Origin of the sequence: Treponema sp. UBA6852 (assembly GCA_002449305.1) — a bacterium.
Taxonomy (GTDB): Bacteria; Spirochaetota; Spirochaetia; order Treponematales; family Treponemataceae; genus Treponema_D.
This window is the reverse complement of record DKDI01000037.1, coordinates 1-13,007: the sequence shown is the minus strand read 5'-3', so window position 1 is coordinate 13,007 and position 13,007 is coordinate 1. Positions and strand designations below refer to the sequence as shown.

The window sequence follows — 13,007 nt, the reverse complement described above, 5'->3', positions numbered from 1 at the left end:
TCTGCGCAAAACAAAAGCCACAGCTTCATGTCTGCGCTTGGAGCCCTAAAAACAGAACTTGACAAAATAATACTGTGGAGAATAGAATTTGTGTTTGGAGGCGTGCCTATGGCTACAATAATGGAAAAGGATGTTCTCTTGGAGCTTGTTTCTTACAGCCTTGCCATGCTGCACAACAGGAATAATAGCGATGAGCGGACAGACTCAGAAAGAGCGTTGTGCCGGCTGAAGCACACTCTGATAAATACAGATTTCAATGATATTGATTATAAGGCCACGACCACAAGAATCAAGCAGCTGGGAGCATGTAGCCATGTATCTTATCAATGAACTGAATTGCACAAATGAATAGTTTAATGACAAGTTCAAGATTGTCTGGAATCAGATAAAATTGATGAATCCATTTCTTGAGGCAGAGGTGTCTCCAGAAGGCTTTGTTCTAGGCGGTCAGCCGGGAGCTGGAAAAACAACGCTTACAAATATGCTTTCTGCAAGGCTGAACAAGAATATAATTTCCATATCAGGCGATGATTTCCGTCCTTATCATCCTCATTTTGAGGAAATCCAGAATCTTTACAAAGAGGAATCCCCCCCCCAAAAAAAATACACATCGAAATTTTCAGGACGAATGACAGAAGTGCTTATAGACAAGGCTGTATCTGAAAAATACAACATTGTTGTCGAGGGAACATTCCGCACTTCCGCGACACCTGTCTCGACTTTGAAAAAGATGAAGCAGGCCGGATACAGGACAGGAATTGCGATTCAGATATGCGACAGGGAGACCAGCTGGAAGTCATGCCAGGAACGCTATGAAAAAATGAGGGAGACGAATCCGCTTCTTGCAAGGGCAGTTGACTAGGTCCACCATGACATTGTGATAAGACAGATTCCAGAAAAGATAAAGGCAGTATACGAGTCAGGCTTTGCCGACAGCCTTGAAATATATGAGCGTTTTCCGAAAGGAAATACGTTTGTTGTAAGAAAAATATTTTCTTCTGAAGGCGGAAAACCGTTTGATGTCAAAATGATTGAAGATGTCCTTGAGGGAAAATCCAAGTATAATAAAATGTCATAATATTACCCGGTCAAACGAGCAATGTCAGCCTAATCGAAAAATATTATAATAATTTAAGAATATAATCGAAAAATATTATAATATTTATTGATTAGCCGGGCTTTTTCATCTATATTAGCATCATGAGTGAAATTCAACGCGATTTAAAGAGCATTCTTAAATCAAGAATCGGAAAAGGGAAAATTATAATATTAATTGGACCTCGCCAAGTAGGAAAGACAACTCTTTTTAAGTCAATGATTTCAGAAGCAGGCTTTTTAGACACGGCGCAATATTGGAACTGCGATGAAAGCGATGTACGCTCTATGCTTACTAAAGAATCATCTGCGTACTTTAGGCCGCTTATCGGAAAGTCAAAATTCATTGTAATTGACGAGGCGCAACGTGTAAAAAATATCGGGCTTATTTTGAAAATCCTCTACGAAAATTTCCAAGATGTGCAGTTCGCGGTAACAGGCTCTTCGTCCCTAGATCTTTCCAATACATTGAATGAGCCTCTGACTGGGCGAAAATTTGAGTACAATCTTTTTCCGTTTTCCACGAACGAGCTTGTCCATAATTCATCCATGCTTGATGAAATCAGGCAACTGGAAACCCGCTTAGTCTACGGATTTTATCCAGATGTTGTTAACAATCCCGGTGATGAAAAGGAGATTCTCTCAAACATTGTCTCAAGCTATCTTTATAAAGACGTATTTGAATTTCAGGATATACGAAAACCCGCTATTATAGAAAAACTTGTTCAGGCACTAGCCTTGCAGGTAGGAAGCGAGGTTTCTTTCAACGAGCTAAGCAGCTTACTTGGAATTGATAGCCTGACTGTACAAAGATATATTGATCTGCTGGAAAAAGCATTTGTCATCTTTCATCTTCATTCTTACAGCCGGAATGTGCGAAATGAACTGAAGAAAAGCATAAAGATTTATTTTTACGACAACGGAGTAAGGAACGCTGTCATTAATAATTTTTCTCCGTGCAGCCTGCGCACAGACATCGGCGGACTTTGGGAAAATTTTCTAATAAGCGAACGCATCAAGAATAATGCATTTCACAACAGAAAGGAAAAGTACTATTTCTGGCGCACAACCCAAAAACAGGAAATTGATTTTATAGAAGAAAAGGACGGAGTTTTTTCCGCCTTTGAATTCAAATACAGTTCAAAAAAATCCGGCGCAAAGTGTCCGCTTACATTCTCCAACAATTATCCTGAGATTCCATTTTCAGTAATTACCAAAGAAAACTACATCGGATTTATTACGGAAAATTAACTCGGCACTCTGAAGCCGGAACATAAATAGCAGAACGTTTTTCCATTCCCGTGCAAGCAGCACGGGAATTTCTTTTTGCACAAATCAGCTTCTACTTTCTAGCGCGCTTGAACATTTTTCCGTCAAAATAGAGGGTGTTCGAATCCTCAAAGCTTACACGGGACTGCAATGTATCTCCTGCTTTCTTTTCTGGCGTATTTTTGCTAGAAGAAGAACCAATCTTTAGATATGCAGTATTTTCAGGCATTGTATATGTGCCGGAATATTTGAATTCTTCCTCTGGTACTTTTATCAAGATATATCCTCGTTCAATAGGAGCATCAACTACAGAAAAAACCAAACGATCACTAAGATCTATTTCTTTCCTTGTGCCAGCATCTTTATGATAGTAATAAGAGAACTCTCCGGACGCTCCGTCGCCTTTGAAAACAAGTTCCGCAAAGCCTTTTATGTCGTCTTTGTTATCATCAAATCTCCATTTTCCCGGCAGCGTTCTTTTTAGATAGCTCAAATACGCCTGTCTGTCAGCTTCTTTTATGGCTTCATTTATTTTATTGAGCTTTTCAGCATACTTTTCTTCAAACTTGTCGCAGAAGTCGTCATATATTTCTGAGTTGATTGTGAAATAATTTTCCATCAAGTCAGAAGAAGCTGGAACAAGCTTTGCAAGCTTGTCTTGGTACTCTTTTATCATCTTGTTTGACATCTTAAAGCTCGGGTTTCCCGCCTCATTCATTTTGGCGGAAAACTTGTCCGTGAACTCATTTGACATTTTCTCAAGCCTGTCCCTGACATCTGAAAGCTGCTCAAGATAGTCTTTTTTATTTTCTCTTAGCTCTTCCAAGCCTTTTCTGTCGTCTGAACATTCGTTCATCTGGGAAACAGCTTCATCAAGAGCCTTGCTGTACTCGCCCATAAAGTCAACAGACTGAAAATTGCTGGTCTCCTCCTCGTAAGCGCCTTCAATGACCTTCATCCACTTGTTGAATTTAATTCCCGGCGCAACAATGTTGCTTACAACTGCAACAACTATTAAAGCCGCAACACCGCAGGCAATATAGTTTGCATACGGAATAACCTTTTTTAAGGCTGAAACCTTTCCCAGATACTTTTCTGCAAGATTTGCAAAAGGCAGCCTGTTTATAAAGCCGCCAGCCTTGCTCAAATACTCTTTTACATTCTTCATTTTTTTACTCCTTTTAAAATGAAATTGTATCTATTAAAAACACACGGAATTCAACAAATCCGCACGTTTCTTTCTATATTAAAGAACTGCAAATCCCCATGCAGCTTATCCTGTCCGCAAGTTTCTCCCCGTCAATCAAGCCTTGTCTGAACTCGTAGGCCAGCCACCTGATTTTTCTTGCCTTTCTTCTGCGTGTCCTGCCCAAAAGCGAAATTCCCCTGCCTGAGACTGAATATCCCAAGAACGGAACGCCGGCCCTGCACGAGCTAATCACCGGCTGCTTGAACAAAAGCGAGAACGGCTCTATGAACTTCTGCATTTCGAAAAGAATGTTCTTTAGTGCGGTCTTCGAGTCCGAAAAAACAGCAATGTCATCCATGTAGCGCGCGTATCCTTTAGGCTTTAGCTTTTCCAGTACAAAATGGTCGAGCGGCGAAAGATAATAGTTCGCGAAAAACTGGCTTGTAAGGTTTCCAATCGGAAGCCCGAGTCCGTCTGAAACGCTGTAGGAATCTATAACCCCAAAAAGCAATGCCAGACATTTTCTGTCCTTTATAATTCTAAAAAGAAGCTCCTTGAGCTTTTTATGCGGAACAGAGTCAAAATATTTCCGCACATCGAGCTTCAGAAAATACTTGCAGCTTCCAGCCTTTTTAAACGCATATTGAATAGCCTTGTGCGTGCCTTTTTGTTTTCTGCAGGCGTAGGTATGGAAAACAAATTGCTTTTCAAAAACCGGCTCAAGCACATTCATTATTGCGTGATGAACAATTCTGTCCTCAAAGCGTGCGGCGGTTATAATCCGCTCCTTGGGGTCGTAGATTTTGAACTGGCGGTATTTTCCAATTTTATACTCTCCGCTTTCAAGCTCCTTTTTTATCCTGTAAAGATTCTCATCAGTCTTTAAGTCAAAAATCAGGGCGGAATTTGAAAGCCGCTTACCTTTTAGGGCCTTCAGGTAAGCCGCCCTAAGATTGTTAAAGTCTGTAATCTGCTCAAATAAATTTCCTGCACGTTTCATAAAAGCTGCCCTGCTGAGCGTTCGCGTTTATTCTTACCGCTACCAGCACAGCACGGCAAAAAACTGTTCGTAAACATTCTGTTTTTCGTAAACATCTGTTTACAGGAACAAGCCGGTTCCGCAAAATTGACAAATCATGTTTATTGCGGAGCTAGAGGAAGAGCGGACAATGCGGAAGCCCAGGTTGTTGTTGGTGTTATAGGCGTTGTTGTTGTTCCGATTGCCCACCTCGCAGTTGTTGGCGTTGTTGTTCCAGCTGCCGCCGCAGTTATAGCGTTTGCTGTTGCTGTTGGAATCCCAGCCGAAAACTTTTCCAGAGGCTTGCTCCTAAATATTTAAAGCTCATTGTCATTGTCGTACCTTGATACGACAATCTGCTTTTTTTATTTGCAATAGATTATCAACCGAGTTTCTTTCAGAAACATCGCAGGGTCAAGCCCGATAATGACACTCGATCTCCTAGAATATATCCAGCTGATTTTTATTTTCAGCGGAATCTTCTTTTGCGCTGTCAGCCGCCGAAGCTGTTTCCGTCTGCTCTGCGCAAAGCAAAGCCGATTTTACTGTTTCCAGAAACTCTTCTCCGAACTGCTTGTATTTCTGCTCGCTCACTCCTTTTATCTTTATGAACTCCTCTTTTGTCTTTGGCGGATTCTGCGCCATAAGCGCAAGCTGCTCGTTGCTCAAGATTCCGTAGAGGGGAATTTTTGTCTTTTCGCCGATTTCCTTGCGCTTTTTGCGGAGCAGGTCATAGACTGCAAACTGGCTCGGATTTAAGACATCGCGCCAGTCAACTTTTGAACTCATCGTGTATGAAGGCTTTGTTCCTGCGTTGTCCGAATACTCCACAAGAAAAATCCAGCCTGTGCCGCGCTCGCCATCTATGAGCCTTTTTTCCACATTTATTATGCGGCAGGACTTAAGAAAGTTGTTAAGCTCCGCGTGGCTTGAAGGCTCGCTGAACGGGCTTACAAAAAACGTCATGAACTGGGTCAGTAAGGCCATAAATTCTCCTCCACATAGATTCCCCGGTCAAGCCGGGGAATGACATACAACTTTATAAGGCTTGCTTATATGACATTCACACTCTTGCTAATTTGTCATTCCCGCTATTGGTTATATGTCATTCCCGCATTCAATGCGGGAATCTGTCTTTTTTTTACAACACCGCCTGCTCGCTGCAGCTGTTCCGTGCCTGTTACGCTACGGCTTGCCGCCTGCGCTACACCGGCTCTGCACCGCTGCAGCTCGCCTATTTTTTGCTGGAAGAGCGGACAATGCGGAAGCCCAGGTAATTGTTGGTGATATAGGCGTAGTTGTTGATCCGATCGCCCACCTCGCAGTAGCTGGCGCGGCTGATCCAGCTGCCGCCGCAGTAATAGCGTAGGCCGTCGCTGTTGGAATCCCAGCACCACTCCCACACGCTGCCGCTCATGTCGTACAGTCCGTAGCCGTTAGGCTTTTTCTGCGCAACTGGATGTGTCCTATTTCCGCTATTGCCATCATACCAGCCCACTTCATCCAGATTGTCGCTGCCACTGTATTTATAGCTTATTCCGCCTTCTGCCGCATAGCGCCATTCTTCCACTGTAGGCAGGCGGTAGCCGTTGGCGTTGAAATTGCAGACAAAGTTTTCATTAAATTTCTTCCATTTTTTATCAGACCATTCCCGAAAATCTTCTTTTAAGAATTTCCACTTTCTAACACTTGAAGTTTCCTCATACGAATAGCAGGGCTTCAAGCCTTCTTTTTCACTCAGCTTATTGCAGAACACAACGGCATCAATCCAACTCACGCTTTCTACAGGCAAGTCATCGCCCATAAATTCACTCGGATTATTTCCCATGACTGTCTGCCATTGCTTTTGAGTTATCTCTGTCATCATCATCGAATAGTTCTGATTTGGTATTTTTACAAAGCAAACATCTATGGATTTTATATGCTCAGCGTTTTTTATTAACTCAGCTCTTTTTTCAGCTACAATTCGCTCTTCTTCTGCAAGTCTCTTTTGTTTCTCCTCTGCTTCTTGCCTTTCTTTTTCTTCTCTTTCGGCTGCTTCTCGTTCTGCTTTTCGTGCTTCCATAAGTGGCCCAAATTTGCCAAGCAAATACTCATAGTCGCTTTTCGCGGTTAAAGCTGATGAAAAAGCCACAAGACCTGCTAAAATCAAAAATATTTTTTTTAGTTTCATAGTTGTTTACACTCCTTGTTAATTAGTTTTGCTCAAGATATTCAAGCCAGTTTTGGCAGTTTTTATTGTCTTTGATAACATTTCGATTTTTGTCAATTTTCTTTACTTTCAGAGATGAGCTATTTTCTACGATATTTAACTTTTTCTCCAAATTCTTAAGGACTTCCTCTTCTTTTTCCCCATAGCTAAAATAAACAACCCTTTTCCCCTCTAAAATCAGTTTATGGAACATTGATTTTAGTAAGACATCATCATAGTTAAACCCGAATCCAACAACAGCGATTTTTTCACACTCTTTGAATCTGCTATAAACATCAACAAAAGGAGAGATGGAATCTATTGAAACCAACGGCTTTAGCGCTGTCTGCGGAAAGATAAACGGAACGCAGGACTTAACTTTTTCTGCCTGCTCACCGCAAACAATGTCAAAACTTTTCAAATCAAGATACTTATTTGTTGCGCCGTTTAAGAACGTTATATTCAAGCCATCAATCTCAGAATAATTTGTAGAAGCAATATCAAACCGATTCAAATCGTTTTTCTTTATATCTGAGTAATATGTGTTTTCAAATGGTTTCTTCTCATTAAAAAGCTGCTCTATGCACTGCTGTATTATAAACAGGAATGAAACAATTTTGTTTTTCTTAGTCTCAGAGGAACTTGCTTTTTTGTCGCAAGAGTTTTCCTTGAAAAGATAACCATAGTACTCATTCAATAGAAACTGATAGTCAAAAATTTCTGAATATATTTTCTTTACTTTATCACGAAGTTCTATAAACAAATTTATTTGTTCTTCGCCAACATTTTCTACTTCTTCATTATCTTTTTTCGCCAGCAGGACCGAAAGAGTCTCAGCTTTAAGTTTAAGGAACTTTTCATGGTCAATTGAAAAAATGCTGTTCACTGAATCCTTAAACAGGTCTTGAACCTTATCGCCCAAATCTAAGTTTGCTACAGCATTCTGCTTTATCGCATCCGCTTTTCTTATTAAATAAAATGCAGCCAATGTCTGCACAAGCGACAAAAAGTTTTCCTGTGTATAAATTGACTTTTTTGCTCTTGGCTTTGCATTTTTATTTAATTCTTTTTCTTCCTTAAATTTTTTTATGCTGTCAATGAACTTCTCAAGATTCTTTTTATTCTCATCATTATAGTCAGGAAATTTGTCGATATGATTTTCAATTATCGATTTCAGCACCAGATTGTATTCTGTTACCCCAAAAGTTTTAAATTTCTTTTCGTCATTGTCATCTTTGTCATAATAATTTTTAAAATTCTTTTTTGCCTGTTCGATAATTTTCTCTTCTGGAGAAAATATCATCATTGCAAACTCAGTTCCGCTTGGCATACCAAAACAAACTTCAGCACCCGCTCCAAAAAGAATTCCTGTTCTTCCATTCATGATTATTATTTTCCTTTTTCAATAAATTAACATAAAAAATTTCTCCCTCCGCATCCTGCTCGCTGCCGCTGTTCCGAGCCTGCTCCATTCGGCTTAACGCCTCATTTCGCTGGCTCTACACCGCCGCAGCTCGCCTATTACTTGCCTATCGAGCGGACAATGCGGAAGCCCAGGTCGTTGTACCTGAGGTAGGCGTCGTAGTAGTCCCGATCGCCCACCTCGCAGTTGTTGGCGTCGCTGTACCAGCCGCAGCCGCAGTAATAGCGAAAGCTGATGCGGTAGGAATCCCAGCACCACTCCCAAACGTTGCCGCTCATGTCGTACAGGCCGTAGCCATTAGGCTTTTTCTGCGCAACTGGATGTGTCTTGTATCCGCTGTTGCCGTCATACCATCCAACTTCATCCAGATTGTCGCTGCCACTGTACTTATAGTTCTCTCCGCCCCTTGCCGCATACTGCCATTCATCCACTGTAGGCAGACTGTAGCCGTCGGCATCGTCATTCCATTCAACATCCTTTCCATTGATAGAATAGGCAGGCTTAAGCCCGGCTTTCTTGCTCAGCCTGTTGCAGAACTCCACCGCGTCATACCAGCTCACATTTTCCACCGGCAAGCTGTCGCCTGTGAACCTGCTCGGATTTTTCCCCATGACAGCCTTATACACAGCCTGCGTTATCTCTGTCTTTGACATTACAAAATCTTGTCCTGGAATAACGGCAAAATCAATGCCGCTGCGTTTTTTAGAGTCCTCTGCAAAATAATACCTTTCAAAAAAAGATTTATCGTCAGCCAATTTTTCAGCTTGCTCTATGCCTTTTCCCTGGCTCCTTAAATCCTTGACTATTTTGTCTATTGCCTTCTCTTCCGCCACAACGCCTTGAATCTCCCGCAAATCCTGCACTGGCTTCATCTCGCGCACAAGCTCCTCGTTGAGCGTGCTTGTCTGTACAACTTTGCCGCTCACGGTGTTTATTGCGCGCAGCTTTGTAAAGTAGAATGTGTAGGTGCTGGGCTTGTCCTTCGCTGCGGCTATGGCGTTGTAGTCAAGCTCAAAGTACAAAATAGGGTCTCCGCGCACCAAAAGAGACGTGTACATGTCGGTGTTGTTTATATACTCTTCAAGCTGCGCGTCGCTCGCCGTTGCCATGTCAGGGGCTGCCTTTCCTGCGAGTGTCTCGTACTTTACAATGAATGTGTCCTGGAAGAGCAGGATTCCGTCCGAGTACAGCGAAAGGTAGGCGTTCCAGCCGCACTTGTCGCCGTCATATGTTCCGTAGCCCACCTTTAGCTCGCCTCCCATGCTGCTCACAGTCTTTACTGCGGCAAGCTTCTTGTAGTCTGCGTTGATGCTCTGCAAAAGCGCGTTCTGCTGCGCCATTGTAGACTGCTTTACGCTCTCGCAGTCGGCAAGAAACTTTGCAAGAAGAGCGTCGTTGTTCGAAAGCACCTTGTTTGCCCTGCGCTGCTTTGCGGCCTCGGTGGGCTTTCCGTCCTTCATCTCGACGCTCGCCCAGTTTGCCTCAAGGATTTTTAGCGTCTGCTCTGTCTCGTCCTCTTTCATCTGCGTATGAAGCTCCACACTGCGCGCTTCCACACCCTGCCGTATCTCCACGAGCGCCTTCTTCTTGCTTTCAAGCATGCTTATAAGGCCGAGCACTCCCTGCTTTTCTGTCTTTAGCTTGCGCACCTCCGCAGCTTTTGCCGCGGCATCTTTTGCCAGCTTGTCGCGCTGTGTCTTTAGGGCAATGCTTCGTTCCGCCTCAAGTTTTGAGTCCGCGTCGGCACGTGCCTTTTGTGCCTTCAGTTCTTCCTGTCGTTTTTTTTCCGCATTTTGTTTTTCTTTAAGCAGGGCTTTTTCCGCCTCAATACGGTTCTTGTTCTGGATGGCGTTTATGTCGTTGCTTGTCATAAGCTTGGAAAGCTCAGCATCGTACTCGTTCATCATCTTCTGGAACTGAGCCTCATTCTGCTTTGCAAGCTCCAGCTGCTCGTCCACGCTGAACGACGACGAGCCTGTGGAAAGAAGGTTCTTGTTAAGGTCGCTTATTTTTATTCCAAGCTTGCCTGCAAGCGCCAGTGTAATCTCGTCAACAGCTCCGGTCGAGCCGTAAAGCGAAGAAGCCTGGGTGTATTCCTTTGATGTCGCGCTCGCTTTCTGAACGCCTGTTGTAAGGTCTGTGAAGTCAGCGCTCACAACATAGCCGCTTGCAGTCTTTCTGATTTTTGTGAACAGGGCATATTTTGCGGTTGTGAGCTTGCCAAGCTCTATCGCGGTGCTCTCGTCTCGTGCGCTGCCCTCCGCCTCAGCCTGAAGCTTCTTTACTGCGGCCTCTGCCTTTGAGTCAACCACGGTCTTAAGCTCAAGGTAGTCCTGAACATTGCTTTTTACCTTATCCTGAATCTGCCCCGGAAGCCATGCTGCGTCCCCGGCAGGAAGGTTCACGGTTTCAGGCGTAAGAACCTGCACAGCCACACCATTTTCAATATTTTGCGCATATATAAAGCCGGCGAGAAGAATTGCGCTCACCAGCAGGATTGTCTTTTTCATTGTCTGTTCCTAGTTCGTAAGATAATGCTTTTTCTTGCTCTTTATTCTTAAAGAAAGCCCTGCGGAGGCTTGTCCAGCCGTTTCCGCAGGGGCATAGTTATATTGCTACATCAGGTAGCTTGCCAAGTCCGCAGCTTCTTCTGTTGCTGCCTTCGTCTGCGCTTCCTGCGCGTCCATTTCTTTTGCTTTTAACGCGGTCTTTGCTGTCTCGGCGTTGCTTGCCGCAGCATCGGCATTTGCTTTTGCGCGCTCCGCTTCAAGACGCGCCATCTGGGCTTTGTAAAGAGCCTCTTCTTCTGCCTGTTTTGCAGCGTCCTTCTTGTCCGCATCTTCCTTCATCTCGCTAAAAAGAGCACCGACTTTTTTCTGTGTTTCTGTAGTCAAGTCTGCGCCGCCCATAACGTCCATAAGATACTTTTTGCAGAGGTTGTCCCAAGTGCCTTTATCCATGGAGAACACTGTGTAGTAGATATACTGCTCGCTCTGCTCCTTTGTTCCTGCCTTTGTTGTGCGCACTTTCTGGAAGAATCCTGTTTCCTCACGCAAGCCTGTCATGTCAGCCTTCGTTTCGCTGGCAGCCACATAAACCGCCTCGAGCTGCCCCACATCGTTCAAGCCCTGACCAACGCGTCCGATTACTTTCTGGCTAAGCTCCGCTGCCTGAGTGTAGGCAAATCCTGCGCGGCTCAATGCCTGGGCGGTCGCTTCTGTTTTTCCTGTTGCCATGCTCACCTTTACAACGCGGTTTGCGTCTGTTCCCCATGCCTGCTTGAACGTGTCGGAATTTCCACGCCTCATGTTCTTGAGCCACTGCGGAGCTGCAACTTCGCCCAAAGTCCTGTCCGTCCAGTCAATGACAACAACCTTGTCCACATCGTCGTCAACGCTCACCTTGAGCGACGGGTCGGGCACAACATTGGTGCTACCGCAGCCTGACATTCCAAGAGCGAGCGCGGCCGCTGCGCATACAAAAATTACCTTTTTCATTTTTTCCTCCAAGTGAAAATTCTATAACTCAAGAAAGCTGCTCAAATCTTTTCTTACAGCCTCCTCAGTTTCCTTTGCCAGTTTTGAAAACGCCTTTTTCTGGGCGTTTTCAAGCGAATATGCGACAGACTTTTCCGCGGTCTGAACCTCGCACGAATAAACCGTTTTTTCCTCTTTGTTCTGGATTTTAAGTTCCAGTCCGGGTTTTATAGATACAGGATCGCTGCCCGACACATTCAGTTCTATGATGACTTCCGCAATGTAGCTTGCCTGCTCAATGTTTTTGGAGACTTTAAGCCCGCAGTCCGAAAATGCGGAAGAAACCGAGCTTTCTGCAAGGCGGTCATAGTCGTTTTGCGTCTGGATATATATAGAACAGTTCTGCCTGCTTTCCTCAAAAGTCACCGGAACTTTTGAGATTTTATCGCGCTCGTCCTGATAAGCAGCCTCCTCATTCGGATTTATGATTCTGCCGTACTCAAGTTTTTCCAGAAGCTCTGTCGCGCTCCGCCACACTTTTCCGCACATTCCGGCTTTGGAAAAATAGTCCGGCTCATTTTCAAGATTTTTGTAGAGACCGTTGAAGCTGTTCTTCTTGATTTCAATCTGAGGCTTGTACTGCTGCCACGCGTCATTGCGGCTCATGTAGACCACGCAGTACCACTTTTTTTCCGCCTTGTAGTAGAACGGCTCTGTGTATTCAAGCGCGAAAAGCTCCACCTCGGACTGCACGTTCACATCGTCCACAACAAGAGTTTTCTCCTCCGCAGAATTTGCCGCTGTAACGGAAGTCATTGTCGTTGAAAGATTCGCGTTCACGCTTGTCTTGAAGTAGCGCGAGAGCGCGGCGGTTGCATCAGTCCTTGCTTTTTCGGCTGTATCGCCGCTTCCGCGCTGGGCAAGATATTCAGAATTCGGATATACAGTTCTGTAGTTCTGAACCCATTGCGGCATCGCCGCTTTTTTTGCATAGAGCGGCACAAGACAGCAAAGAACCGCCGTCAAAATGAGGAAAGATTTTTTCATTGGATTTTCTCCGGGGACAAAAAATGCGGAATCCGCACGCCAAAGCGCGCGGATTCCGCATTTAAAAGAATTTTTATAGATGTGTTATAAGAATTTACATTAGAAGAGACTTCGCCTGCCACAGTAGAGCAGTAGAGCAGTAGAGCAGTAGAGGCTAGCAAACTGATAAATTCTCGTCAAGTCCATAGCCCTATTTTATTGCAAAAATATTTCCATGTCAATATTTGCAGAATACACAAAATATGCGGAACATTTATTTCTTCATTGTTCAGAAATATTTCAAAATCGGACATGAGATC

At 43.9% G+C, this 13,007-nt stretch carries 13 protein-coding genes; 5 read left to right on the top strand and 8 right to left on the bottom strand.

From position 1 onward, the window contains the following. Positions 1–108: 108 nt before the first annotated feature. The 4 genes from B3209_RS08325 to B3209_RS08310 all read left to right on the top strand — a co-directional run bounded on the left by B3209_RS08325 (position 109) and on the right by B3209_RS08310 (position 2,346). On the top strand, positions 109–330 hold the full coding sequence (locus B3209_RS08325) for a hypothetical protein (RefSeq protein ID WP_296662981.1): 222 nt from the start codon (positions 109–111) through the stop codon (positions 328–330). Between the two features lie 64 nt (positions 331–394). Next, positions 395–862: a zeta toxin family protein gene (locus B3209_RS08320; RefSeq protein ID WP_296690473.1), complete on the top strand. Its 468-nt coding sequence runs from the start codon at positions 395–397 to the stop codon at positions 860–862. Between the two features lie 15 nt (positions 863–877). After that, complete coding sequence (locus B3209_RS08315) at positions 878–1,078, top strand: hypothetical protein (protein WP_296662971.1); 201 nt, start codon at positions 878–880, stop codon at positions 1,076–1,078. Positions 1,079–1,200: 122 nt separating this feature from the next. Then, entirely contained in the window at positions 1,201–2,346 is a 1,146-nt protein-coding gene (locus tag B3209_RS08310) for an ATP-binding protein (protein WP_296662968.1), read from the top strand. Positions 2,347–2,437: 91 nt separating this feature from the next. Here B3209_RS08310 and B3209_RS08305 read toward each other — a convergent pair whose 3' ends face one another. Together B3209_RS08305 and B3209_RS08300 are read right to left on the bottom strand one after the other, a co-directional pair. After that, positions 2,438–3,532, bottom strand: a complete 1,095-nt coding sequence (locus B3209_RS08305; protein WP_296662965.1) for a hypothetical protein — start codon at positions 3,530–3,532, stop codon at positions 2,438–2,440. 73 nt (positions 3,533–3,605) lie between these two features. Further along, complete coding sequence (locus tag B3209_RS08300) at positions 3,606–4,553, bottom strand: reverse transcriptase/maturase family protein (RefSeq protein WP_296662962.1); 948 nt, start codon at positions 4,551–4,553, stop codon at positions 3,606–3,608. A 126-nt stretch (positions 4,554–4,679) separates the two neighbouring features. Between B3209_RS08300 and B3209_RS08295 the strand changes: the two genes are divergently transcribed. Then, positions 4,680–4,892 (top strand): hypothetical protein, encoded by a 213-nt coding sequence (locus B3209_RS08295; RefSeq protein WP_296662959.1) that lies wholly within the window; start codon positions 4,680–4,682, stop codon positions 4,890–4,892. Between the two features lie 120 nt (positions 4,893–5,012). Here B3209_RS08295 and B3209_RS08290 read toward each other — a convergent pair whose 3' ends face one another. The 6 genes from B3209_RS08290 to B3209_RS08265 all read right to left on the bottom strand — a co-directional run bounded on the left by B3209_RS08290 (position 5,013) and on the right by B3209_RS08265 (position 12,708). Further along, positions 5,013–5,558 (bottom strand): HRDC domain-containing protein, encoded by a 546-nt coding sequence (locus tag B3209_RS08290; protein ID WP_296662954.1) that lies wholly within the window; start codon positions 5,556–5,558, stop codon positions 5,013–5,015. A 247-nt stretch (positions 5,559–5,805) separates the two neighbouring features. Beyond that, positions 5,806–6,744, bottom strand: coding sequence for a formylglycine-generating enzyme family protein (locus B3209_RS08285; RefSeq protein WP_296662951.1), 939 nt, complete (start codon positions 6,742–6,744; stop codon positions 5,806–5,808). A gap of 22 nt (positions 6,745–6,766) precedes the next feature. Beyond that, complete coding sequence (locus B3209_RS08280; RefSeq protein ID WP_296690453.1) at positions 6,767–8,146, bottom strand: hypothetical protein; 1,380 nt, start codon at positions 8,144–8,146, stop codon at positions 6,767–6,769. Positions 8,147–8,283: 137 nt separating this feature from the next. Beyond that, positions 8,284–10,695: an SUMF1/EgtB/PvdO family nonheme iron enzyme gene (locus B3209_RS08275; protein ID WP_296690452.1), complete on the bottom strand. Its 2,412-nt coding sequence runs from the start codon at positions 10,693–10,695 to the stop codon at positions 8,284–8,286. 105 nt (positions 10,696–10,800) lie between these two features. Then, positions 10,801–11,682, bottom strand: a complete 882-nt coding sequence (locus tag B3209_RS08270) for a hypothetical protein (RefSeq protein ID WP_296690424.1) — start codon at positions 11,680–11,682, stop codon at positions 10,801–10,803. Between the two features lie 21 nt (positions 11,683–11,703). Beyond that, the gene (locus B3209_RS08265; RefSeq protein WP_296690423.1) at positions 11,704–12,708 is read right to left on the bottom strand and encodes a hypothetical protein; all 1,005 of its coding nucleotides are present in this window, start codon (positions 12,706–12,708) and stop codon (positions 11,704–11,706) included. Positions 12,709–13,007: the final 299 nt, after the last annotated feature.

Coding starts and splice junctions, on each gene's coding strand:
- B3209_RS08270 (WP_296690424.1), bottom strand. CDS start 11,682: ATGAAAAAGGTAATTTTTGTATGCGCAGCGGCCGCGCTCGCTCTTGGA.
- B3209_RS08265 (WP_296690423.1), bottom strand. CDS start 12,708: ATGAAAAAATCTTTCCTCATTTTGACGGCGGTTCTTTGCTGTCTTGTG.
- B3209_RS08290 (WP_296662954.1), bottom strand. CDS start 5,558: ATGGCCTTACTGACCCAGTTCATGACGTTTTTTGTAAGCCCGTTCAGC.
- B3209_RS08285 (WP_296662951.1), bottom strand. CDS start 6,744: ATGAAACTAAAAAAAATATTTTTGATTTTAGCAGGTCTTGTGGCTTTT.
- B3209_RS08300 (WP_296662962.1), bottom strand. CDS start 4,553: ATGAAACGTGCAGGAAATTTATTTGAGCAGATTACAGACTTTAACAAT.
- B3209_RS08310 (WP_296662968.1), top strand. CDS start 1,201: ATGAGTGAAATTCAACGCGATTTAAAGAGCATTCTTAAATCAAGAATC.
- B3209_RS08325 (WP_296662981.1), top strand. CDS start 109: ATGGCTACAATAATGGAAAAGGATGTTCTCTTGGAGCTTGTTTCTTAC.
- B3209_RS08320 (WP_296690473.1), top strand. CDS start 395: ATGAATCCATTTCTTGAGGCAGAGGTGTCTCCAGAAGGCTTTGTTCTA.
- B3209_RS08275 (WP_296690452.1), bottom strand. CDS start 10,695: ATGAAAAAGACAATCCTGCTGGTGAGCGCAATTCTTCTCGCCGGCTTT.
- B3209_RS08305 (WP_296662965.1), bottom strand. CDS start 3,532: ATGAAGAATGTAAAAGAGTATTTGAGCAAGGCTGGCGGCTTTATAAAC.
- B3209_RS08280 (WP_296690453.1), bottom strand. CDS start 8,146: ATGAATGGAAGAACAGGAATTCTTTTTGGAGCGGGTGCTGAAGTTTGT.